Annotated in this window: 17 protein-coding genes; 9 read left to right on the top strand and 8 right to left on the bottom strand. The window is 72.8% G+C overall.

What is annotated here, in order from left to right; genetic code table 11:
* Positions 1 to 13: 13 nt before the first annotated feature.
* The 3 genes from BMY89_RS16610 to BMY89_RS16600 all read left to right on the top strand — a co-directional run bounded on the left by BMY89_RS16610 (position 14) and on the right by BMY89_RS16600 (position 3545).
* Entirely contained in the window at positions 14 to 1033 is a 1020-nt protein-coding gene (locus BMY89_RS16610; RefSeq protein ID WP_092380910.1) for a hypothetical protein, read from the top strand.
* Between the two features lie 11 nt (positions 1034 to 1044).
* Complete coding sequence (locus tag BMY89_RS16605) at positions 1045 to 3300, top strand: heavy metal translocating P-type ATPase (protein WP_092380909.1); 2256 nt, start codon at positions 1045 to 1047, stop codon at positions 3298 to 3300.
* A gap of 71 nt (positions 3301 to 3371) precedes the next feature.
* Positions 3372 to 3545, top strand: coding sequence for a CsbD family protein (locus BMY89_RS16600; RefSeq protein WP_092380908.1), 174 nt, complete (start codon positions 3372 to 3374; stop codon positions 3543 to 3545).
* 67 nt (positions 3546 to 3612) lie between these two features.
* Here BMY89_RS16600 and BMY89_RS16595 read toward each other — a convergent pair whose 3' ends face one another.
* Both BMY89_RS16595 and BMY89_RS16590 read right to left on the bottom strand, forming a co-directional pair.
* Positions 3613 to 4572, bottom strand: coding sequence for a sensor histidine kinase (locus BMY89_RS16595; RefSeq protein WP_092380907.1), 960 nt, complete (start codon positions 4570 to 4572; stop codon positions 3613 to 3615).
* Entirely contained in the window at positions 4569 to 5393 is an 825-nt protein-coding gene (locus tag BMY89_RS16590; protein WP_198414028.1) for an MEDS domain-containing protein, read from the bottom strand. Before BMY89_RS16590 ends, BMY89_RS16595 begins: the two co-directional genes overlap by 4 nt.
* Positions 5394 to 5496: 103 nt before the next feature.
* Here BMY89_RS16590 and BMY89_RS16585 point away from each other — a divergent pair, with 103 nt between their 5' ends.
* Complete coding sequence (locus BMY89_RS16585; RefSeq protein WP_372433253.1) at positions 5497 to 6078, top strand: sigma-70 family RNA polymerase sigma factor; 582 nt, start codon at positions 5497 to 5499, stop codon at positions 6076 to 6078.
* 63 nt (positions 6079 to 6141) lie between these two features.
* Here the strand turns inward: BMY89_RS16585 and BMY89_RS16580 are convergent, their stop codons facing one another.
* The 3 genes from BMY89_RS16580 to BMY89_RS16570 are packed head-to-tail and all read right to left on the bottom strand — an operon-like array spanning position 6142 to position 9457.
* Positions 6142 to 6942 carry a zf-HC2 domain-containing protein gene (locus BMY89_RS16580; RefSeq protein ID WP_092380905.1) on the bottom strand — a complete coding sequence of 267 codons (801 nt, stop codon included), beginning with the start codon at positions 6940 to 6942 and terminating at the stop codon, positions 6142 to 6144.
* Positions 6943 to 6993: 51 nt separating this feature from the next.
* Positions 6994 to 8793: a glycoside hydrolase family 15 protein gene (locus tag BMY89_RS16575; protein ID WP_092380904.1), complete on the bottom strand. Its 1800-nt coding sequence runs from the start codon at positions 8791 to 8793 to the stop codon at positions 6994 to 6996.
* Positions 8794 to 8830: 37 nt separating this feature from the next.
* Entirely contained in the window at positions 8831 to 9457 is a 627-nt protein-coding gene (locus tag BMY89_RS16570; protein ID WP_092380903.1) for a universal stress protein, read from the bottom strand.
* A gap of 106 nt (positions 9458 to 9563) precedes the next feature.
* Here BMY89_RS16570 and BMY89_RS16565 point away from each other — a divergent pair, with 106 nt between their 5' ends.
* From BMY89_RS16565 to BMY89_RS16555, 3 genes are read left to right on the top strand one after another with little or no spacing between them, the layout of a single operon-like run.
* On the top strand, positions 9564 to 10781 hold the full coding sequence (locus tag BMY89_RS16565) for a D-arabinono-1,4-lactone oxidase (RefSeq protein ID WP_092380902.1): 1218 nt from the start codon (positions 9564 to 9566) through the stop codon (positions 10779 to 10781).
* On the top strand, positions 10778 to 11158 hold the full coding sequence (locus BMY89_RS16560; protein WP_092380901.1) for a sensory rhodopsin transducer: 381 nt from the start codon (positions 10778 to 10780) through the stop codon (positions 11156 to 11158). The genes BMY89_RS16565 and BMY89_RS16560 overlap by 4 nt, the downstream gene beginning before the upstream one ends.
* A 57-nt stretch (positions 11159 to 11215) precedes the next feature.
* Complete coding sequence (locus tag BMY89_RS16555) at positions 11216 to 12316, top strand: FUSC family protein (protein WP_092381195.1); 1101 nt, start codon at positions 11216 to 11218, stop codon at positions 12314 to 12316.
* Positions 12317 to 12351: 35 nt separating this feature from the next.
* Here the strand turns inward: BMY89_RS16555 and BMY89_RS16550 are convergent, their stop codons facing one another.
* From BMY89_RS16550 to BMY89_RS16540, 3 genes are all read right to left on the bottom strand, one after another.
* Positions 12352 to 13965: an ABC transporter permease gene (locus tag BMY89_RS16550; RefSeq protein WP_092380900.1), complete on the bottom strand. Its 1614-nt coding sequence runs from the start codon at positions 13963 to 13965 to the stop codon at positions 12352 to 12354.
* On the bottom strand, positions 13962 to 14849 hold the full coding sequence (locus tag BMY89_RS16545) for an ABC transporter ATP-binding protein (RefSeq protein WP_198414026.1): 888 nt from the start codon (positions 14847 to 14849) through the stop codon (positions 13962 to 13964). Before BMY89_RS16545 ends, BMY89_RS16550 begins: the two co-directional genes overlap by 4 nt.
* Positions 14850 to 14984: 135 nt before the next feature.
* Positions 14985 to 16595 (bottom strand): potassium/proton antiporter, encoded by a 1611-nt coding sequence (locus BMY89_RS16540; protein ID WP_092380899.1) that lies wholly within the window; start codon positions 16593 to 16595, stop codon positions 14985 to 14987.
* Between the two features lie 309 nt (positions 16596 to 16904).
* Between BMY89_RS16540 and BMY89_RS16535 the strand changes: the two genes are divergently transcribed.
* Entirely contained in the window at positions 16905 to 17666 is a 762-nt protein-coding gene (locus BMY89_RS16535) for a potassium channel family protein (RefSeq protein WP_092380898.1), read from the top strand.
* A 194-nt stretch (positions 17667 to 17860) separates the two neighbouring features.
* Positions 17861 to 20512 carry a cation-transporting P-type ATPase gene (locus BMY89_RS16530; protein ID WP_092381193.1) on the top strand — a complete coding sequence of 884 codons (2652 nt, stop codon included), beginning with the start codon at positions 17861 to 17863 and terminating at the stop codon, positions 20510 to 20512.
* The last annotated feature ends 10 nt before the right edge of the window (positions 20513 to 20522 follow it).

The raw sequence follows: 20522 nt of genomic DNA, 5'->3' as shown, positions 1-20522 counted from the left end.
CCGAGGTGTCACGATGAACACGGCGATGAAGCTGAGCGGCTTCGTGCTAGGCCTCGCGGCGGTGTTCGGCGCGGCGTACGGGGCGGGTCAGGTGACCGGCCCGGCTGGCCCGGTCGTCGCCGGCCACGACGGCGGGGCCGCCGGCCACGACGAGGGGGACCCGGCTGCCGCCGGCCACGACGCGGGCGACTCAGGGCACGGCGACGGGGCGACCGGGCACCTGCCCGGCGGGCTGCTCGTCGCCGACCGGGGCTACACCCTGATGCCGGTCGAAGCGCCGAAAAGCGAGTTCGCCTTCCGGATCACCGGGCCTGACGGGTCTCCGGTGACCGGGTACGACGTGAGCCACGACGAGCGGATGCACCTGATCGTCGCCCGGCGCGACCTCTCCGGCTTCCGGCACGTGCATCCCGAGATGGCCGCGGACGGCACCTGGCGGATCGCCTCACCGCTGGCCTCCCCCGGAGTCTGGCGGGCGTTCGCCGACTTCACCCCTACCGGCGGCGCGCCCATGACGCTCGGCGTCGACGTGACCGTCCCCGGCGAGCTGACCGAGCGGCCACTGCCCGCCCCGGCGAACCGCACCACGGTCGACGGCTACACCGTCAGCCTCGCCGGCGCGCCACAGCCCGGCCGCAGCGCGACGCTGAGCCTGACGGTCAGCCGCGACGGCACGCCGGTCACCAACCTGGAGCCGTACCTGGGCGCGTACGGGCACCTGGTCGCGCTGCGCCATGGTGACCTCGCGTACCTGCACGTGCACCCCGAGGGCAGCCCGGGTGACGGGTGGACCGCCCCCGGCCCGGAGGTGAGCTTCATCACCGAGTTCCCCTCGGCCGGCGCGTACCGGCTCTACCTCGACTTCCGCCACGGCGGGGTGGTACGCACCGCCGAGTTCACGGTGCACGTCGGCGAGCCGGGCAGCGTCTCCGTGCCCGCTCCCGGCACGCCCGAACCGGGACCCGGCACGCCCGAACCCGAACCCGGCACGTCCGACGACGAGCACGGCACGCCCGGACACGAGCACGACTGACGGGACCAGCCATGACCACGAGCCGACCACCTCAGACGAGAACACCGCAGCTGATCGAGCTGGCCATCGGCGGCATGACCTGCGCCGCCTGCGCCGCCCGGGTCGAGAAGAAGTTGAACCGGATGGACGGGGTGCGGGCCACCGTCAACTACGCCACCGAGAAGGCGACCGTCACCTACGACGCACCGGTGACCCCCGACGACCTGGTGACCACGGTCGAGCAGACCGGCTACCGCGCCACGCTGCCACCACCACCCACCGCGGACGCACCGGCAGCCGCCGCCGAACCGGCGGACGGACTGCGCGCCCTGCGTACCCGGCTGTGGGTCTCGGTGGCGCTGAGCGTGCCGGTGATCGTCCTGGCCATGGTGCCGGCGTGGCAGTTCACCTACTGGCAGTGGCTGTCACTGACCCTGGCCGCCCCGGTCGTGGCCTACGGCGGGCTGCCGTTCCACCGGGCCGCGCTGGTCAACCTGCGGCACGGCGCCGCGACCATGGACACCCTGGTGTCGCTGGGCACACTGGCCGCCCTGGGCTGGTCGGTCTGGGCGCTCTTCCTCGGCACCGCCGGCACGCCCGGCATGACCCACCCGTTCAGCTTCGACATCGGTCGTACCGACGGCGCCGGCAACATCTACCTGGAGGCGGCGGCCGGGGTGACCACGTTCATCCTCGCCGGCCGCTACTTCGAGGCGCGCTCGAAGCGGACCGCAGGGGCGGCCCTGCGGGCGCTGCTGGAGTTGGGCGCCAAGGACGTCTCGGTGCTGCGCGACGGAGCGGAGACCCGGATACCGGTCGACCGGCTCGCCGTGGGGGACCGCTTCGTGGTGCGCCCCGGCGAGAAGATCGCCACCGACGGGACGGTGGACGAGGGTTCCTCGGCGGTCGACGCCAGCCTGGTGACCGGTGAGTCGGTGCCGGTCGAGGTAGGGGTGGGCGACACCGTCGTCGGTGGCTGCGTCAACGCCGGTGGCCGGCTCGTGGTCACCGCCACCCGGATCGGCGCCGACACCCAACTGGCGCAGATGGCCCGACTCGTCGAGCAGGCGCAGACCGGTAAGGCCGCCGCGCAGCGACTCGCCGACCGCATCTCCGGGGTCTTCGTGCCGATCGTGATCGCTCTGGCCGTCGGCACCCTCGGCTGGTGGCTCGGCTCCGGTGCCGGGCCGGCCGCCGCCTTCACCGCCGCCGTGGCGGTGCTGATCATCGCCTGCCCGTGCGCCCTCGGCCTGGCTACGCCGACCGCGCTGCTGGTCGGCACCGGCCGTGGTGCCCAACTCGGCATCCTGATCAAGGGACCGGAGGCGTTGGAGTCCACCAGGCGACTGGACGCCGTCGTGCTGGACAAGACCGGCACCGTGACCACCGGGCGGATGGCCCTGCTCGACGTGATTCCCGGCGAGGGTGAGCGGCGTGACGAGGTGCTGCGGCTCGCCGCCGCCTTGGAGACCGGCTCGGAGCATCCGGTGGCCCGGGCGGTGGTGGCCGGTGCCGCCGAAGCGGGCGTACTGCCGCCGGTGACCGGCTTCGCCAACATCGAGGGCTTGGGCGTCACCGGCACCGTCGACGGTCGTCAGGTGCTGCTCGGCCGGCTGCGGCTGCTGGGTGAGCGGGGTCTGGTCGTACCTGACGAGATCGTGCGGGCAATGACCGACGCGCAGGCGGCGGGCCGCACGGCCGTGCTGGTCGGCTGGGACGGCCGGGCCCGCGGCGTGCTCACGGTGGCCGACCAGGTCAAGCCGACCAGCCGGGAGGCGGTGCGGCGGTTGCGGGCGCTCGGCCTGACCCCGGTGCTGCTCACCGGAGACAACGTCACCGTCGCCCGGGCGGTGGCCGCCGAGGTCGGCATCGACGAGGTGATCGCGGAGGTGCTGCCCGCGGAGAAGGTCGAGGTCATCGCCCGGTTGCAGGCGGAGGGTCGGGCGGTGGCGATGGTCGGTGACGGGGTCAACGACGCCGCCGCGCTCACCCAGGCCGACCTCGGCCTGGCCATGGGTACCGGCACCGACGTGGCGATCGAGGCGTCCGACCTGACCCTGGTGCGGGACGACCTGATGGCCGCGGTCGACGCCATCCGACTCGCCCGCAGCACCCTGGGCACCATCAAGGGGAACCTGTTCTGGGCGTTCGCCTACAACGTGGCGGCGCTGCCGCTGGCCGCCGCAGGTCTGCTCAATCCGATGATCGCCGGCGCGGCGATGGCCTTCTCCTCGGTCTTCGTGGTGGCCAACAGCCTCCGGTTGCGTCGGTTCCGCCCGGTCTCCTGAACTCAGTTGGATTGGCCGGCGGCCGGCTGGGTACTTGATTGGACGTAGCGACATAACCCCGGGAGGCTGCAATGGGTGTCGAGGATAAGTTCAACAACACCACCGAGAACACCGCCGGCAAGGTCAAGGAGGGTGTGGGTCGGGCCACCGACGACGAGCGGCTGGAGGCCGAGGGTCGCGGCGACCAGATGCGCGCCAACCTCAAGCAGGCCGGCGAGAAGGTCAAGGACGCGTTCAAGAAGTAATCGATCACGCGACGAACCGCCGGGTCGGCAGTTGCCGACCCGGCGGTTCCGTGTGCGCCGGTAGGCCCTAGGACAGTGGCGGTCTGCCGGCGGTGAGCCGCAGGGTGAAACCGTCGGCGTCCCGATAGTGGGCGACGTGGTTGCACGACTGGTGCGTGATCCACAAACCCAGGCCGCCCGGCGCGCCGTCGCCGCACGGCAGCAGCCCGGCGTACGGGTCGTCCGGACCGGTGCCGCCGTCACTGACAGTGGCGACGAGACGGTCCGCGCCCGCCCACAGCCGGAATCGAACCGGTGGCCGGCCGTGCCGCAGCCCGTTGGTGACGACCTCGCTGATGGCGACGACGAAGTCGTCGAGCTCGTCGCCCGGCAGCCGGCCCTGACCGGCGCCGTGCACCGCCGCACGGGCCTGCGCGGCGGTCGGGTCGGCAAGCTCGACCAGCGGTGGTGCCGCCTGGATCGGGTCGGGCAGCACCGGGCGTTCCCGGCGCAGGAACGTCTCCGGAGCGACGTAGCCGGCACTGGGCAGCTGCCCGCCGTCGGCGGTGGCGAAGCAGGGATGGGTGGCGGCGACGTCCGCCAGCACCGAGCTTCGCACCGTGCGGGTGTCGTACGCGCACATGCTCCACAGCGGCCAGTCGTCGTACGCGTGATTGATCGCCGCCTCGTACCGTGCCCACCAGTCCCAGGTGGGTCCCAGGCCGGCCGTCGGCACCTCGCCGATGATGCGGATCGCGGTGGCGCCGTCGGCCACCAGGTCGGCGAGGAGCTGGCGGTACATCCGGATGGCGGCGGTCGGCCGGCCGTAGACGTCACCGCCGGTCAGGAACTCGACCTTCGTCTCGGCGGGCAGTGCGGACCGCACCAGGCCGCCGGTGCGCTCACCGAGCGCCACGAAGGTGGGCTCGCCCGCCTCGACGCCGCCGACCAGGAACGGCACCGCGACGGCGAGCAGCTCCTCGTCCGAGCCGTAGCAGACGGCCTCGTGCAGGTAGCCGGTGCGCCCGGCGGCCCGACCAGTTCTCACCGGGACACCTCCACTCGCAGGGCGGGCAGGTCCAGCAGGGCGGCGAGTCGCGCCACCCCGCAGCGCGAGGCCCGCAGCACCAGGGTGGCGTTGCGCTCCTGGGCGTAATCGCTGAGGTGGATGAGCGCGCGGTGGTCGAGGAAGCGGAGCCCGTCGGCGTCCAGCACCAGCTCGTCGTCGACCGGCTCCAGACCGGCGCGGTCCAGCGCGGTCCGGAACAGGTCGTGGTTGGAGGGGTCGAGTTCACCGGCGAGCGCGGCCTGCCCCGACTGCCGGGGGCCGGCGTGCAACCGAAAGAGCAGGTCGTCGACGTTGTGCTCCGGGTGCAGGCAGGCCAGCTCGGCGACCGCCCGATCCCCGAGCTGCGGCCGGTGGTACCCGCACATCGCCTGGAACGACTCGGTGCGCATCATCTCGTTGACGCGTTGCTCGTAACGGGCGAACGCGTCGCGCTGGGCGGGCGTGCGGACCAGCGCGGTGGCGTCGGCGGCCACCCGCAGCCCGGTGTAGCCCTCGGCGATCGCCAACCGGGTGGCCGTGCGGTAGGCCTGTACCTGGCCGGCAGGGTCGATCACCGCCAGACTGGTGTACGTCCCGTTGAGGGAGCGCACCTCGGCGGCCCCGGTCGACAGCGCCTCGGCGAAGCCGTCGAGACCGAGCAGCCGATCCCGGACCGGTCCGGCCGGGCCGTCGGTCACGTACCAGACCCGCTCGCCGGCGGCCAAGCCGACGCGCAGAAACTCCTCGGCACGGACCGCGAACCCGAGCGGGTCGTCGTACGCCCAGCACAAGTGCCCGTACCGACTCATGCCGCGTGCCATCAGTGCAGTCTACGGCGTCATCCGGCGCCGACCGGACAGGCAGGTTCCCGCCTGCCCGGCCCCGGCGGGAACCAATCGGGGATCCCGTCCGACCAATACGGCGATGGCAGCCGTGACCGACGACATCAGTGGATACGCGCTCGCCGCGGGCCGGGGAGACCAGGCCGCCGCGGCGGCGTTCGTGCGGGCGACGCAGCACGACGTACGGCGGTTCCTGGCCCACCTGCCCGGGGTGCGTGAAGTCGACGACCTGGTCCAGGAGACGTACCTGCGGGCCTGGCGGGCGCTGCCGTCCTTCGCCGGCCGGTCCACGGCGCGCACCTGGCTGCTCGCCATCGCCCGCCGGGTCGCCGTCGACCAGGTCCGGGCCGCCACCTGCCGGCCCCGCACCGCCAACCTCGCCGACTGGCAGGCCGCCGCGGAAGCGACGCCGGCCGGGGTGCGCGCCGGGGTGGATGAGCAGGTGGTGCTCCACGGACTGCTCGACGGTCTCGCTGCCGAGCGGCGGGAGGCGTTCGTCGCCACTCAACTGCTCGGCCTGTCGTACGCCGAGGCCGCGCAGGTGTGTGACGTGCCGGTCGGCACCATCCGGTCCCGGGTGGCCCGGGCCCGCGAGGACCTGATCGCGGCGATGCGGCCGTCCGCCGCCGACCGGCGGGGCGACCGCTCCGGCGCCGCCGGCTGACGCCGTCGCACTCTCCTCGGCCCTGGTGTCCGACTGGCGGCACCCGTGCCGGCGGGGTGGCTGTCAGGCGGCGCGGCGCTGGTCGTGGCCGTGCCGGGCCTGTGCCGGGTAGGGCGGCAGCAGGCGCAGCGGAGCCGGTTCGTCGGCCTCGTCGAGCCGCAACCGCCAGCGGGACTGCTCCGGCCGCTGCCGGTCGCTGGGGTCACCAGGCTGCCGCGAGCTTCGCGACAGCAGCACGGTGATCAGGTATCCGACCACCAGGAACCCGTGGCTGACCAGCCGTTCCACGGCGACCTGCGCGGCGACGAGGTCGTTGACCGACAGCAGCACGAGGGTGATCACGAAGGCGCTGAGCATCGGCAGCAGCCCCGACGGCGAGGTCCGGCGCAGCGCGACGAAGAGGAAACCCGCACCGACCGCGACATTCCAGGCGGCCGACTCGTGCCACAGGTGCTGACCGGTGGCGTGCAGGTGCTGCCCCAGCTCGGCCCGGCCGATCTGGGCCAGCCCGAGGACCAACTGCACCGCGCCGAGCAGACCCAGCGCGGCCCGTAGCCCGGTGACCAGCGCGGCACGTCCGACGTGCGGGGCTCCCCGGCGGCCCGGGCCGGCGGCGGCGACCAGCTCGCGCCAGCGCCGCCGCGGTGGCGCTGGCGGTGCGGCGGCGAGGATCGCCCCGGTCAGGTCCGGCAGCGAGGTCACCACCTGGGTCCGCGCCCGCCGGGTCACCCTCGCCGCCGAGTCCAGCCAGGCCCGGCAGCCGACGCAGGTCTCCAGGTGTACCCCGACCGTGCGCTGCTCGGTCGTGGTCGCCTCACCGTCCAACTGCGCCGACAGGATCTCCCGCCACTGCTCACACCCCATGTACCGGTAGTCGCTCCCCGGCCCGGCCTGGTTCCCGCCGGCACCGCCGGATCAGGAACCGCCCCGGTCCGCCCAGGCGTGCAGCGCATCCCGGTCGCCCGCGTCGTCGAGGTTGAGCGCCGCCTCGATGAGCGCCAGGTGGGTGAACGCCTGCGGATAGTTGCCCAGCGCGGTGCCGTCGGGCGCGAGCTGTTCGGAGTACAGGCCGAGCGGGCCGGCGTACCGGCTCAGCTGGTCGAAGACTGTGCGGGCCTCCTCCCGCCGGCCGGCCAGCACCAGGGCCGAGACCAGCTCGAACGAGCAGAGCAGGAAGGCGCCCTCCTCGCCGGGCAGCCCGTCGTCGGCCCGGTAGCGCCGCAGCAGGCCGGGGCCGACCTCCAACTCCTCGCGTACCCGGTCGATGGTGGCCAGCATCCGGGGGTCGTCACCGGGCAGGAACCCGACCAACGGGATACGCAGCAGCGAGGCGTCCAGCTCGGTCGAGCCGTACGTCATCACGAAGCTGCCCACCTGCGGGTCGAAGCCGCGCTCCAGGACCTCCGCGTGGACCGCGTCGCGGGCGGCGCGCCAGCGGTCCACCTCCGCCGTCCGGTCGTCGAGCAGCTCCGCGAGACGGATGCCCCGATCCAGGCAGACCCAGGTCATCACCTTCGCGTTGACGTAGTGTTGGCGTGGCCCGCGTACCTCCCAGATGCCGTGGTCCGGCTCGTGCCACCGGTCGGCCATGACGTCGACGTGCCGGCGTAGCAGCGCCCACTGCGCCTTGGTCAGCTCGCCGGTGAGCTGCTGATACGCCAACGCCGCGTCCAGGATGTGCCCGTACGTGTCGAACTGCACCTGTTCGGCGGCCTCGTTGCCGATTCGCACCGGCTGCGAGTCGGCGTACCCCGCCAGGTGCGGCAACTCCCGCTCCTGCCCGGTGCGGCCGTGGATGCCGACCAACGGGGTCAGTAGCTCACCGGTGCAGATGGAGATCAGGAAGTGCAGGTAGCGGCGGCCCTCCTCGGCGTGGCCGAGGCGGAAGAGCGCGAGCAGCAGCAGTGCCGCGTCCCGGTGCCAGGCGAACCGGTAGTCCCAGTTGCGTACGCCGCCGATCACTTCGGGCAGGCTGGTGGTGGGTGCGGCGATCAGGGCACCGGTCTCGTCGAAGGAGAGCCCGCGTAGCACCAACGCGCTGTGCCGGACGGCGTCGGCGCCGAAGCCGGTGTGGTCGCTGCGCGCCGACCACGCCTGCCAGGTCCGGCAGGTACGCCTCAGCAGCTCGTCCGGGTCGGCGGGCTCCGTGGGGTCGTCGCCGTAGCCGAGCAGCACGGCCGCCGTCTGCCCGGCGGACAGTTCGGCCTCGACGCGCAGGGCGCCACCGGTCACCTCGCCGGGCAGGTCGGAGCCGACCCACAGCGGGGTGTCGACGGCCCGCCAGCGCCCGTCGAGGTGCTCCCAGGACACCTCCCGGGCACCGTGGTCGATCCGCGGGCGAACCTCGACGGTCAGCCGGACCGTGCCCTGCTCGACCGTCACCCGACGGACCAGCAGTTTGTCCGCGCGCAGCGGCTGTGCGTCGTCGCCGGGCGCCACGGCCAGGAAATCGTGGACGAGGGCCGTCCCGTCGGGGGTGACGTAGCGGCTCTCCAACACGAGGGTGTCCGGCAGGTATCGCCGGACCGGCTCGGGACAGCCGGCCACGGAGAGGTCGAGGACCCCACCCACCTGGCGATCCAGCAGCCGGGCGAAGACGGCGTCGCCGGCGAAGTGCGGCACGCAGAACCACTCGACCGCTCCGTCGGCGGCGACCAATGCGGCGGTGTGGGTGTCGGACAGGAAGGCGTACGAGTCGATCGGGGGGTAGGTCATCGCAGCTCCGAGAGGATGTGGGTTCCGGATAAGTCGATCAGCGGCCGGGCAGGCTGCCGAGCAGGACCGCGCGCGTGGATCGTTGGGCCAGGCCCTCCGCGACGCTGCCCAGCAGCCGGTCGCCGAGCCCGTGGCCATGCCGGCCGACCACCATCACGTCCACGTCCCGGTCGTCGGCGACGGTCAGCAGCGCGTCGACGGGGTGGCCCCTGACGATTGCGGTGGTGGGCCGGGGCAGCCCGTCCGGCAGGGCGGCGGCCCGTTCGTCGATCATGCGTCGGGCCCGCTCGTGCTCCCGTCGGGCCTCGTCGTCGGTCAGGTCGGGGCTGGTCACGGTGACCAGCACGAGTTCGCTGGTGCTCCCGGTGAGGGTTTGTGCGACGGCGCGCAGGGCCCGGTCGGAGTGTGTCGAGCCGTCCACGCCGACCAGCACCCGCAGCCCGGTACCCACCGTTTCGGACGGCTGGTGGCGTACGTCGACCACCTGGGGCCGGGCTCGGCCCCGCTCGGCGGCGATCGGCACGAACAGCGGGCCGAGCAGCCCGCCCACCAGATACCAGAGCAGGCTGCGGTGCCCGCCCCGGGTCACGAAGACCGCCGCGGTGCCCAGGCCGACGGCCAACCAGAGCACCGCCACCAGGACCGCGAACCACCACTCAGACACGGCACACCACGCCAGCGGAACGGTCGCTCGACAAGGTCATACCGCTACGACTACCCCAGCAGCCCGAGGGTAAGCGCGCGGTTCGTCGCGGGCAGGAGGTTGCGAGGTGTCGAGTCCGTTCGTGAACTGGTCCGGCGGCCTCACCTTCACCCCGTCCGGCCACGCCCAACCCGTCGACGAGGACGAGGTACGGGAGTTGGTACTGCGGGCCCGCGAATCGGGCACCACCCTGCGCCCGGTCGGCTCGGGACACTCGTCGAGCCCGTTGGTGCGCACCGACGGCATCCTGGTCAGCCTCGACCGGATGGCCGGGGTGATCGACAAGGCGGAGGAGCGGGCCACGGTCCGGGGCGGCACCCGGCTGAAGGCTCTGGGCGAGGGGCTCTACGAGGCCGGGCTGGCGATGGACAACCTCGGCGACGTGGACTATCAGTCGATCGCGGGCGCCACCGCCACCGGTACGCACGGCACCGGAATCGGCTTCGGGAACCTGTCCACCCAGGTGGCGGAGGTGCGACTGGTCACCGGTACCGGCGAGGTGCTGGACGTCTCGGGGACCCGCAACAGCGACCTGCTACCCGCGGTCCGGCTCTCCCTCGGCGCGCTGGGCGTGGTCACCCAGCTCACTCTCGACGTGCAGCACCGCTACGACCTGCGTCGGCGAGCCTGGTGTGCGCCGGTCGAATGGACCCTGGACCACCTGGCCGAATTGCAGCACACCAACCGCAACGCGGACTTCTACTGGTACCCGCGCAGCAACGTGACCCAGATCCGCACGCTCAACCGGGCTGACGAAGGCATCGGCGACCGGAGGTGGGCGACCCGCCGGGTACTGGAGTCCGACCCCTGGAACGAGCCGAAGGAGCTCAGGACCGGGCCGACCCACCGCACCATCCCGCAGAACCGGGAACTGCGCTTCGAGGAGATCGAGTACATGCTCCCCTCGGAGGCGTTCCCGGCGTGCTTCGCCGAGGTCCGGCGGCGGATCCTCAGCCGGCACCGTCGCACCGTGGGCTGGCGGGTACTGGTGCGTACCGTCGCCGCCGACGACATCTGGCTCAGCAACGCGTACGGGCGCTCCACCACCACGATCGCCTGCCTGCAGAACACCTCGCTGCCGCACGAGGAGTACTTCCGCGACATGGAGGCCGTCTTCCGGCAGTACGGCGGCCGGCCGCACTGGGGCAAGAAACACTGGTTGACCGCCCGCGAACTACGGCCGCTCTTCCCCCGGTGGGACGACTTCCAGGCGGTACGCCGCCGCCTGGACCCGGACGGAGTGTTCCTTTCCCCCGACCTGGCCCGACTGTTGGAGGAGGCATGATGGTGCAGCTCGGGGCCAAGGTGTGGGTGGTGCCGGGTGGGCACATCCCGTTCGGCGGGACCGGGCCGGAACCGGATTTCACCAGCTTCGACCAGCTGTGCGTGCTCAACACCACCGACTCCGCGGCGGAGACCACGCTCCTCTTCTACTACCAGGACACTGAACCGGTCGGGCCGTACCGGATAGTCGTCGATGCCCGACGGATCCGGCACGTCCGGGTCAACGATCTGATCGACCCGGAGGCCGTCCGCCTCGACCGCCCGTACGGCTGCGTGCTGCGTTCCCCGGTTCCGGTGGTGGTGCAGTTCCTGCGGCAGGACAGCCGGCTGCCGGGTGTGGTCGCGCTCACCGGCACGATGGCCCACCCCGTCGCCTAGGCCCCCGGCGGGCCTAGCCCCTCGCGCATCGGGTACTCGCAGGCCGTGCGGATTCCGGTGGAGCGTCTGCGGAGCAACGCCTGCGCCGCCGGCCGGCGCAGCTACCGGCGATTGCAGCAGTACCTGCTGCTGGCCGTGCAGGGCGGGTTGGCCGCGGCGCTGGCCTGGGTGATCGCCGCTCAGGTGCTCGGCAACCCGGAACCCACCTTCGCCCCGGCCGCCGCGGTCGGTGTGATCGCCGCGGCGATCGGCCGGCGGGCCCACCGCACCGTCGAGCTGATCATCGGGGTCGGGCTCGGCATCCTCGTCGGTGACGTGCTGGTCGACCGGATCGGGACCGGGCCGTGGCAGACCTTCGTGATCGTGTTCGGGGCGCTGGCCGTCGCGGTCGCCGTCCGGGGCACCGGTGCCCTGGTGACCCAGGCCGGCGGCACGGCCGTACTGATCGCCACCCTGGCCCCCAACACGCCGGACATCAACCTGCCCCGGACACTCAACGCCCTGGTCGGCGGGGCGACCGGGCTGGCCGTGGTGCTGCTGCTCGCACCGATGAACCCGACCCGCAGCGTTCGCCGGGTCGCCGGGCCGGCGCTGGACACCTTCGCCCGGCATCTGACGGCCGCGGCAGAAGGGCTGGCCCGGGGGGACGGCCGCCAGGTCAAACGGGTGCTGGACGAGATGCGCGCCGCCGAGGGACAACTGCGGCAGATCGGGGACGTGGTGACGGCGGCCGAGGAGGTGGTCCGGTTCTCCCCGCTGCGGTGGCGGCGGCGCCGGGCGCTGGCCGCGTACCGCGCCGGGGCCGAGCACCTCGACCGGGCGTTCCGCAACAGCCGGACGCTGGTCCGGCGGATCGGTACGGCGCTGCGCGACCACGAGCCGGTGCCGGGAGACCTGCCCGCCGCAGTCGAGCACTTCGGGCAGGGCGTGCGCCTGCTGCACCAGGAGTTTCTGGCGATGCGGGAGCCGGTGCAGACCCGGGAGCGGGTGCTGCGGGCCGTCCGTGAGGCCGGCGCGGCGTGCCGGCAGGAGATCGGCTTCTCCGGCACGATCGTGGTGTCCCAGCTGCGGACCGTCGCCAACGACATGCTGCGCGCCACCGGGATACCCGGGCGTGATGCCCGCCGGCTGGTCCGCCGCGCCGCCGCCGGTCACTAGCCCGCCCCGGTCTGGCAAGCCGACACCGCACCAGCTCAGCCCAGCAGATCGCGGCGCCGGTGGTTCAGCAGTCCGAGGGCGGCGGCAACCATCGCGATCGCGGTCATCACCAGCGCCGCCGGCCAGTTGGGGGACTCGGCGGGAACGGCCGCGAGATGCGCGAACGGGGAGATCGCGACCACCTGATCCGGCAGGTCGGCGCTGTCTGCGATTACCTGGAGCAGGAAGCCGCCGACCGCGGGCAGCGCACCGATGGCCGCGGTGGCCCGGGGCAGCCAACCGACGGCGAGCAGCCCCGCACCAAGGCAGAGCAGCACGATCGGCAGCACGTTCCAGGTGCCGGCCAGGGCGGCGGTCAGTGGCAGTCGGGCGTCCATCGGGTATGCGCCGAGCCAGGTCGTTACCGCCGCCACGGTGAGCAGCACGGCCACCCCGGCGAGGGTGGCCAGTGTCTCGGCGGCCAGCAGCCGGGTCCGGCTGACCGGCTGCGCGTACAGCGACGTCAGCCGCCCGTCCGTCTCGGCGGCGACGAACTCGGCGAGGCGGATCGCCGCGAAGAGCCCGATCGGTGCGGCGAGCAGGGCGAACATGGTGGCCGTGTATCCCCGTACGCTGCCCAGCTCGGCGAAGCCGGCCTGGCCGGCGAGTTCGGCGAAGCGCGGATTGTCCGACAGGAAGCGGGTCATCGACACCGTCAGCAGACCGATCAACAGGAAATACGTCCCGATCCCGACGGACCAGCCGGCCAGCGGGCGCAGCAGTCGCCGTGCCGCGAACCCCTCGACCGTGCCGAGCAGCCACCGCCGGGGTGGGCGGCCGGCCGGGGCGGTGACCAGCCCGGCCCGCAGGTCGCGTCGCCCGGCCAGGGCCATCGCCGCAACGGCCGGCACGAGCGCCGCGGCGGAGAGCACCAGCAACGGCAGCAACCGATCGTCGTGGTACGCCCCGGTCAGGGCGAGCAGGCCGTACGGCGACAGCCACCGCAGCCAGCCCAGCGCGGCGATGCCGTCGCCGACCATCCGTGCCAGCAGTCCGACGCCGAGCACGGCCAGGGTGGCTCCGCTCGCCCCCGCACGGGTCGGCATGACCTGCGCGGCGAGGAGCGCCAGCGACACGGCGAACAGCCCGACCAGTGTCAGGCCGGCGGCGTACCGCAGCGCACCGGCCGACGGGGTGCCGGCGGCGGTGAGCACGACACCGACCGTCGTCCCGGCGAGCACCACGGCGGCGGCCAACACGACGAGGTGCCGGCCGAGCACGGCCGGCACGGTCAACCGGCCGGCGAGCAGAAGATCCCACCGGCCGCTCTCCTCCTCGCCCCGGGTGACCCGGGTGGTGGTGAGCAACCCCCACACGGAGAGCAGCACGGCCAACACGGTGCCGGTGCGCCAGACGGTGAACCCGCCCGCCGTGTCCAGGGCGACCGGTTCGCCGAAGAGGGTGCGGATCGCCGGATTCTCGGCGAGGGCGGCCAGCGCGGCGGCGTCGAGGGCACCGCCGACGGTGCCCTGGTACCCGGCGACGACGATGGCGGTGGTGCCGGCCGCCACGGCCGTCACGGCGAGCGCGCCACGGCTGACCTGGCGCAGCGCGAGCCGGGTGACGGCAGCAGTGGCGGTGCCGCTGCGGGGGGAGCCGCTGATGGTCACCGGCCGCTCTCCCCGTAGTAGTCGAGGAAAATCTCCTCCAGCGTCGGCTCGCGCATGGTGAGGGTGGTGACGTCGGCCGCCGCCAGGGCCCGCATCGCCGGCCCGGGCGGCCCGGTGAGGGTGAAGCGCAGGGCCGGGCCGTCGACCTGCACCCCGTCGACCCCCTCGACGCCGGTCAGGTCCGGCGCCGGGCCGGCGAACCGCACGAGCACCTCGGTGCGGCGCAGACGGCGTAGCTCGGGCATTGTGGCGACGTCGACGAGACGCCCGGCGCGCAGGATGCCGACCCGATCGCAGACGGCCTCCACCTCGGCCAACTGGTGGGAGGAGAGGAAGACGGTGCGGCCGGAGTCGCGAACCTCGGCCACCGCCCGGCGGAACTCGCGCTCCATCAGCGGATCCAGGCCGCTGGTCGGCTCGTCGAGGACGAGCAGCGGAGCCCGGGTGGCGAAGGCGGCCACCAGAGCCACCTTCTGCCGGTTACCCGTCGAGTAGGCCCGGGCTGGCTTGGACAGGTCGAGTTCGAAACGCGCCACCAACTCGTCGCGGTAGGCCCGGTCCACGCCCGGCCCGGTGGCGCCGAGCAGCTCCAGGATCTCGGCACCGGTCAGCTGGGGCCAGAGCGTCACATCGGCTGGCACGTACGCGATCCTCCGATGTGCCGTGGCGACGTCGGCGGCGTCGATGCCGAAGATCCACGCCCGGCCGGCAGTCGGGCGGGCCAGGCCGAGCAGCAGCCGGATGGCGGTTGACTTGCCCGCCCCGTTGGGGCCGAGGAAGCCGAACACCTCGCCGGCGGCGACGGTCAGGTCGAGGTCGTCGAGGGCGAACAGGGGCCCGTACCTCTTGGTCAACTGGCTGGTACGGATGGCGGGTGGCTGCACGGCGGCCTCCGGACAGGAGTAGGGGACACGACCGCCGACCAGGCTTCCCGGCACACCAGGATCACCGTAGCCCCGACCGTCAACCGCCGGAAGCAGTCACGATGGCGGAAATGCCTCTCAGGCCCGCGTCGCGGCTCAGCCGGCCGATCCGACGAGGGTCGACGACGGCTCCTCGCCGGTGACGATCGGCGGTACCGGGCGCGGGCCGACCGGGCCGCCGACCGGGCGTGCCCGGGGCTCGGCCGGTCGGTCCGGGTCGCCGGGCTCGCCGCGCCAATGGGCGAGCCGGCCGGCCCGGGCGACCGCCCGCAGGCGGCGCTCCGTGCGGTCCCGGACGTGCGGCGTGGTCACCACGAGCAACTGGTCGCCGTGGCGCAGCCGGGTGGCCGGACCGGGCACGAAGGCGGTGCCGTCGCGTACCACGAGGGTGATCGCGGCCGGCGGGGGCAGCCGCAGCTCGCGGATGTGCACGCCGTGCATCCGGGAGTCCGGTTCGACGTTGAGATGCAGCAGGTCCGCGTCGATCGCGTCCAACGGCGCGGATTCGACCTGGAGGTCCGGGCCGAGCCCGGCCGTGCTGAGCCGTAGCCGCTTGGCCAGCCACGGCAGCGTCGGGGCCTGGACCAGGGTGAAGACCACGACCAGCACAAAGACGATGTTGAACAGCTGCTCGCTGCCGGCGACCCCGGCCACCACCGGGATGGTGGCCAGCACGATCGGCACGGCGCCGCGCAGCCCGGCCCAGGACAGCAGCAGCTGCTCCCGGAGTGGAATCCTGAAGGGCAGCAGGGTGATCAGCACCGACAGCGGCCGGGCGAGGAGCAGCAGCACGAAGCCGATGGTCAGGGCGGGCAGGATCGCGGCGGGCAGCTCGTCGGGGTTGACCAGGAGGCCGAGCATCACGAACAACCCGATCTGGGCGATCCAGCCGAGTCCCTCGGCCACCGACACGGTGGCCCGGCGGTGTGCCAGCTGGGCGTTGCCCAGGATCAGCGCGGCGAGGTAGGCGGCGAGGAAGCCACTGGCATGGACCAGCCCGGCGGCGGCGAAGGCGAGAATGCCGCAGGCGAAGGTGGCGATCGGGTACAGGCCAGAGGCGGGCAGGGTGAGGCGGCGCAGGAACCACACGCCGGCGGCGCCGATCGCGATGCCGACGGCACCACCGGCGCCGAGCTGGTAGATGATCTGCGCGAGCAGTGCCAGCGGACTGGTCGCGGTCAGGCTGGTGGCGCTGAACGCCAGCACCAGGATGACGGTGGGCGCGTCGTTGAGTCCGGACTCGGCCTCGACCAACCCGGCCAGCCGTCGTGGTAACGGCAGGGTCCGCAGCACCGAGAAGACCGCCGCCGCGTCGGTGGACGACACCACCGCGCCCAGCAGCAGGGCCAGCTGCCAGGAGACGTCGAGCAGCAGATAAGCGCCGAGGGCGGTGACCCCGACGCTGATCAGCACGCCGGCGGTGGCGAGCACCGTCGCGGGCGCCAGCACCGGTCGGATGTCGGAGAACCGGGTGGTCAAGCCACCCTCGACCAGGATCATCGCGAGGGCGGCCGTACCGAGGGCCTGGGCCAGGGCGGCGTCGTCGAAGCGCAGGCCGAGGCCGTCCTCGCCGAGCAGCAGCCCGACCCCGAGGTACGCCAGCAGCACCGGTACGCCGACCCGGGTGGCGACCCGTGCGGCGGCGACGCTGACCAGCACTGTCGCTGCCGCGGCGACCATCAGCAGGTAGACCTGCTCCAGGGTCATCGCCGTACCCGTTCCACGCGTCGTCGACCCATGATTCCGCTCCCTCAACCATCGCGCCGGATCTGGGGAGACTGCCGACTACCCGCCCCCACGGGTCGCACAGCCCGCACCGGCCGGCCTGTCGGTCGGCGGTGAGCCCGTGCCACGGTGTGCCCCCCGCTCACGTTACCGGTCGGGCAGCCCCTGAATGCACAGCGTGAACAGTCACGCGGCGAGGGCTCCGATCCGCCGCCCGCCGACGGGACCCGGTACCCAGCGCGCGACCATGGCCCGGGCCCACGCGTACGACGAGACGGCGGGAGTTGGCTGATGAGCGGTGTGACGGCACAGGGGACGGACCGGCTGAGTGCCTGGGAGCGGGTGTCCGCTGCCCCGCTCACCGTCCTGTCGGTGCTGTTCCTGGTGGTGTACGCCGTACCGATCCTGCGCCCCGACCTGAGTCCGGCCTGGCGGGCCGCCTGCGCCGCGACGACGGTCACCGTCTGGCTGCTGTTCTGGGCCGACATCATCGTGCGGCTGCGGCTGGCCACGGATCGGCGGCGATTCGTGCGGGAGCATCTGTTCGATCTCGTGGTACTGGCGCTGCCGATGCTACGGCCGCTGCGTGCGGTGCGCCTGATCATGGTGGTGCTGACCATCAACCGTCGCACCGAGGTGTGGGCGCGCGGCCGACTGGCGGTCTACGTCGCCGCCACCACGGCGCTGCTGGTGCTGGTCTCCGCGCTGGCCGTGCTGGACGCCGAGCGGCCCGCGCCGGATGCCAACATCGCCTCCTTCGACGACGCGCTGTGGTGGTCCACGGTCACCATCACCACCGTCGGCTACGGCGATTTTTACCCGGTAACCATGACGGGGCGGTTCGTCGCCCTCGGTCTGATGATCGGTGGGATCGGCCTGATCGGTTTCGTCACCGGGTCGCTGGCGACCTGGATCGTCGAGCGTGTCTCGGCGGGCGCCGACAAGCCGGCGACGGCGACGGCGACCAGCGAGGACGTGGCCGCGCTGCGGGCCGAGATCGCCGCGCTGCGGCGGCGCCTCGACGCGGACGCGACCGAGCGTGGGGCCGGTTGAGCAGGTACGCGATCAGGCGTTTCGACCTGCCGGGCGCAGCTCGTCCCGGAAAATGGGAGGTGCCGCATCCTCCCGGCCGCCCGACGGAGGCGGCGGCCCAGGTCGGCGGCGCGTGGTTCGTTCTCTGATCCTCGGCGGTGACGGTGACGCTCGAACAGTCGGCAGGGACGTCGCGTGAGGACGAGCACCACGGCATGTCCGCCCACGAGGTGGTGCTGCTGCTGGAGACCGACCCGCAGCGCGGGCTGAGCAGCACGGAGGCCAACCGACGGTTGGAACGGTACGGCCGTAACGTGCTGCCCGCCGCCGGGGGCGGTGGCGTGCTGCGCCGGATCCTGCGGCAGTTCCACAACCCGCTGATCTACGTGCTGATCGCCGCCAGCGTGGTCACCGTGTTCCTCGGGGAGTACGTCGACTCCGCAGTGATCTTCGCGGTGGTGCTGATCAACGCCGCGATCGGGTACGTCCAGGAGTCCAGGGCCGAGGCGGCGTTGGACAGCCTGCGGTCGATGGTGCGTACCGAGGCGCGGGTGGTCCGTGACGGTGAGCTGCGGTCGATCTCCTCGGACGAACTGGTCCCCGGCGACCTGGTGCGGCTGGAGGCGGGCGACAAGGTGCCGGTGGACCTGCGGCTGGTCCGGCTGGCCGAGCTGCGGATCGACGAGTCGGCGCTGACGGGCGAGTCGGTGCCGGTGGACAAGCTGGAGGCGGAGCTGCCGGTCGGCACGCCCGTGGCCGACCGGCGCAACATGGTCTGGTCGGGGACTCTGGTCGCGGCCGGCAGCGGCACCGGGATCGCGGTGGCCACCGGCGCCGAGACGGAGCTGGGACAGATCCACCGTCTCGTCGGCGCGGCGGAGGTGCTCGCCACCCCGCTGACCCGCAAGCTGGCACGGTTCAGCAAGGTGCTGACCGTGATCATCCTGGTGCTGGCGGCGGTGACCTTCGCGGTCGGGTTGCTCCGCGGCCAGGACGCGGTCGAGACGTTCACCGCCACCGTTGCGCTCGCCGTGGGTGCGATACCCGAAGGGCTGCCGGCGGCGGTCACCATCACGCTGGCCATCGGGGTCACCCGGATGGCCCGGCGGCGGGCGGTGATCCGCCGCCTGCCGGCGATCGAGACGCTGGGCAGCACCACGCTCGTCTGCTCCGACAAGACGGGCACGCTGACCGAGAACCAGATGACGGTCCGGGCGCTGTGGACCCCGGACGGCGGGTACGAGGTGACCGGGTCGGGCTACCGGCCGGAGGGCGAGATCCGCGACGACGGCCGGAGCAGCGAGGCGCTGCGCTGGTCCCTGCTGGCCGGCGCGGGGTGCAACGACGCCCGGATCCGCGAGCAGGACGGCGAGTGGACGCTGGCCGGTGACCCGACCGAGGGCGCGATGCTGGTGGTCGCGGCCAAGGCCGGGATCGACCAGGACGAGCTGGCCGCCGACTACCCACGCCGGGACACCATCCCCTTCGACTCGACCCGGCAGTACATGGCGACCCTGCACGACGAGCGGGTCACCCGCCGCACGGTGGTGCTGGCCAAGGGGAGTGTCGAGCGGATCGTGTCGATGTGCCGCGCCGAGATGGGTGCCGACGGCGCACTCCGTCCGGTACGCGCCGAAGCCGCCCTGCACGCGGCCGAGGAGTTGGCCGGCCGGGGGCTGCGGGTACTCGCCACCGCCGTCCGCCCGCCAGACGGCGCGGACGATGGTTTCGACGACTCGTCGCTGCCCGGTGCCCTGGTCCTCACCGGGTTGCAGGCGATGCTCGATCCGCCCAGGAGCGCCGCCGCGCCGGCGGTGCGGGCCTGCCACACCGCGGGGATCGGCGTAAAGATGATCACCGGCGACCATGCGGCGACGGCCGGCGCCATCGCCCGTCAACTAGGTCTGCTCGACGAGGACCGTCGTGACCGGGTGGTCACCGGGACGGATCTGGACGGGTTGCCCGCCGAAGGTTTCTCCGACGCGGTGGAGAATGCCGCCGTCTTCGCCCGGGTCTCCCCGGCGCAGAAACTCCGGTTGGTCGAGACGCTCCAACGGCGTGGCCATGTCGTCGCGGTGACTGGTGACGGGGTCAACGACGCCCCGGCCCTCCGGCAGGCGAACATCGGCATCGCCATGGCCCGCTCCGGCACCGAGGTCGCCAAGGAAGCCGCCGACATGGTCCTCACCGACGACGACTTCGCCACCATCGAGGCCGCGGTCGAGGAGGGCCGCGGCGTCTTCGACAACATCACCAAGTTCATCGTCTGGACGTTGCCGACGAACCTGGGCGAGGGGCTGGTGGTCCTGGTCGCCATCGTGCTGGGTGCCACCCTCCCGCTGCTGCCCACCCAGATCCTGTGGATCAACATGACCACCGCGGTCCTGCTCGGCCTGATGCTCGCCTTCGAGCCGAAGGAGGCCGGCATCATGCGACGGCCGCCTCGTGATCCGGGCCGGCCGCTGCTCACCGCCGCACTGATGATCCGGATCGTGCTGGTGGCCACGCTGCTGGTGGCCGGCGCGTGGTGGATCTTCCAGTGGGAGCAGTCGAACGGCGCGGACGTCGCGCAGGCGCGCACCGCCGCGCTCAACCTCTTCGTGGTCGTCGAGATGTTCTACCTGTTCAGCTGCCGGTCGCTGACCCGCTCGGCATGGCGGATCGGTTTCTTCACCAACCGCTGGCTGCTGCTCGGGGTGGCGGCGCAGGCCCTCTGCCAACTCGCCATCACGTACCTGCCGCCGATGAACGACATCTTCGGTACCGCGCCGATCGGGGTGGAGGTGTGGCTTCGCATCCTGGCCGTCGGGGTGGTCGCCGCCCTCGTGGTGGCCGTCGACAAGCGGCTGCGCAGGAACCTCGGCTGATCCGGTCGAG

Source organism: Micromonospora phaseoli (genome assembly GCF_900109115.1).
GTDB lineage: Bacteria > Actinomycetota > Actinomycetes > Mycobacteriales > Micromonosporaceae > Micromonospora > Micromonospora phaseoli.
Note: the sequence above shows the minus strand (reverse complement) of the source record. Positions and strands in the feature narration are given on the sequence as shown.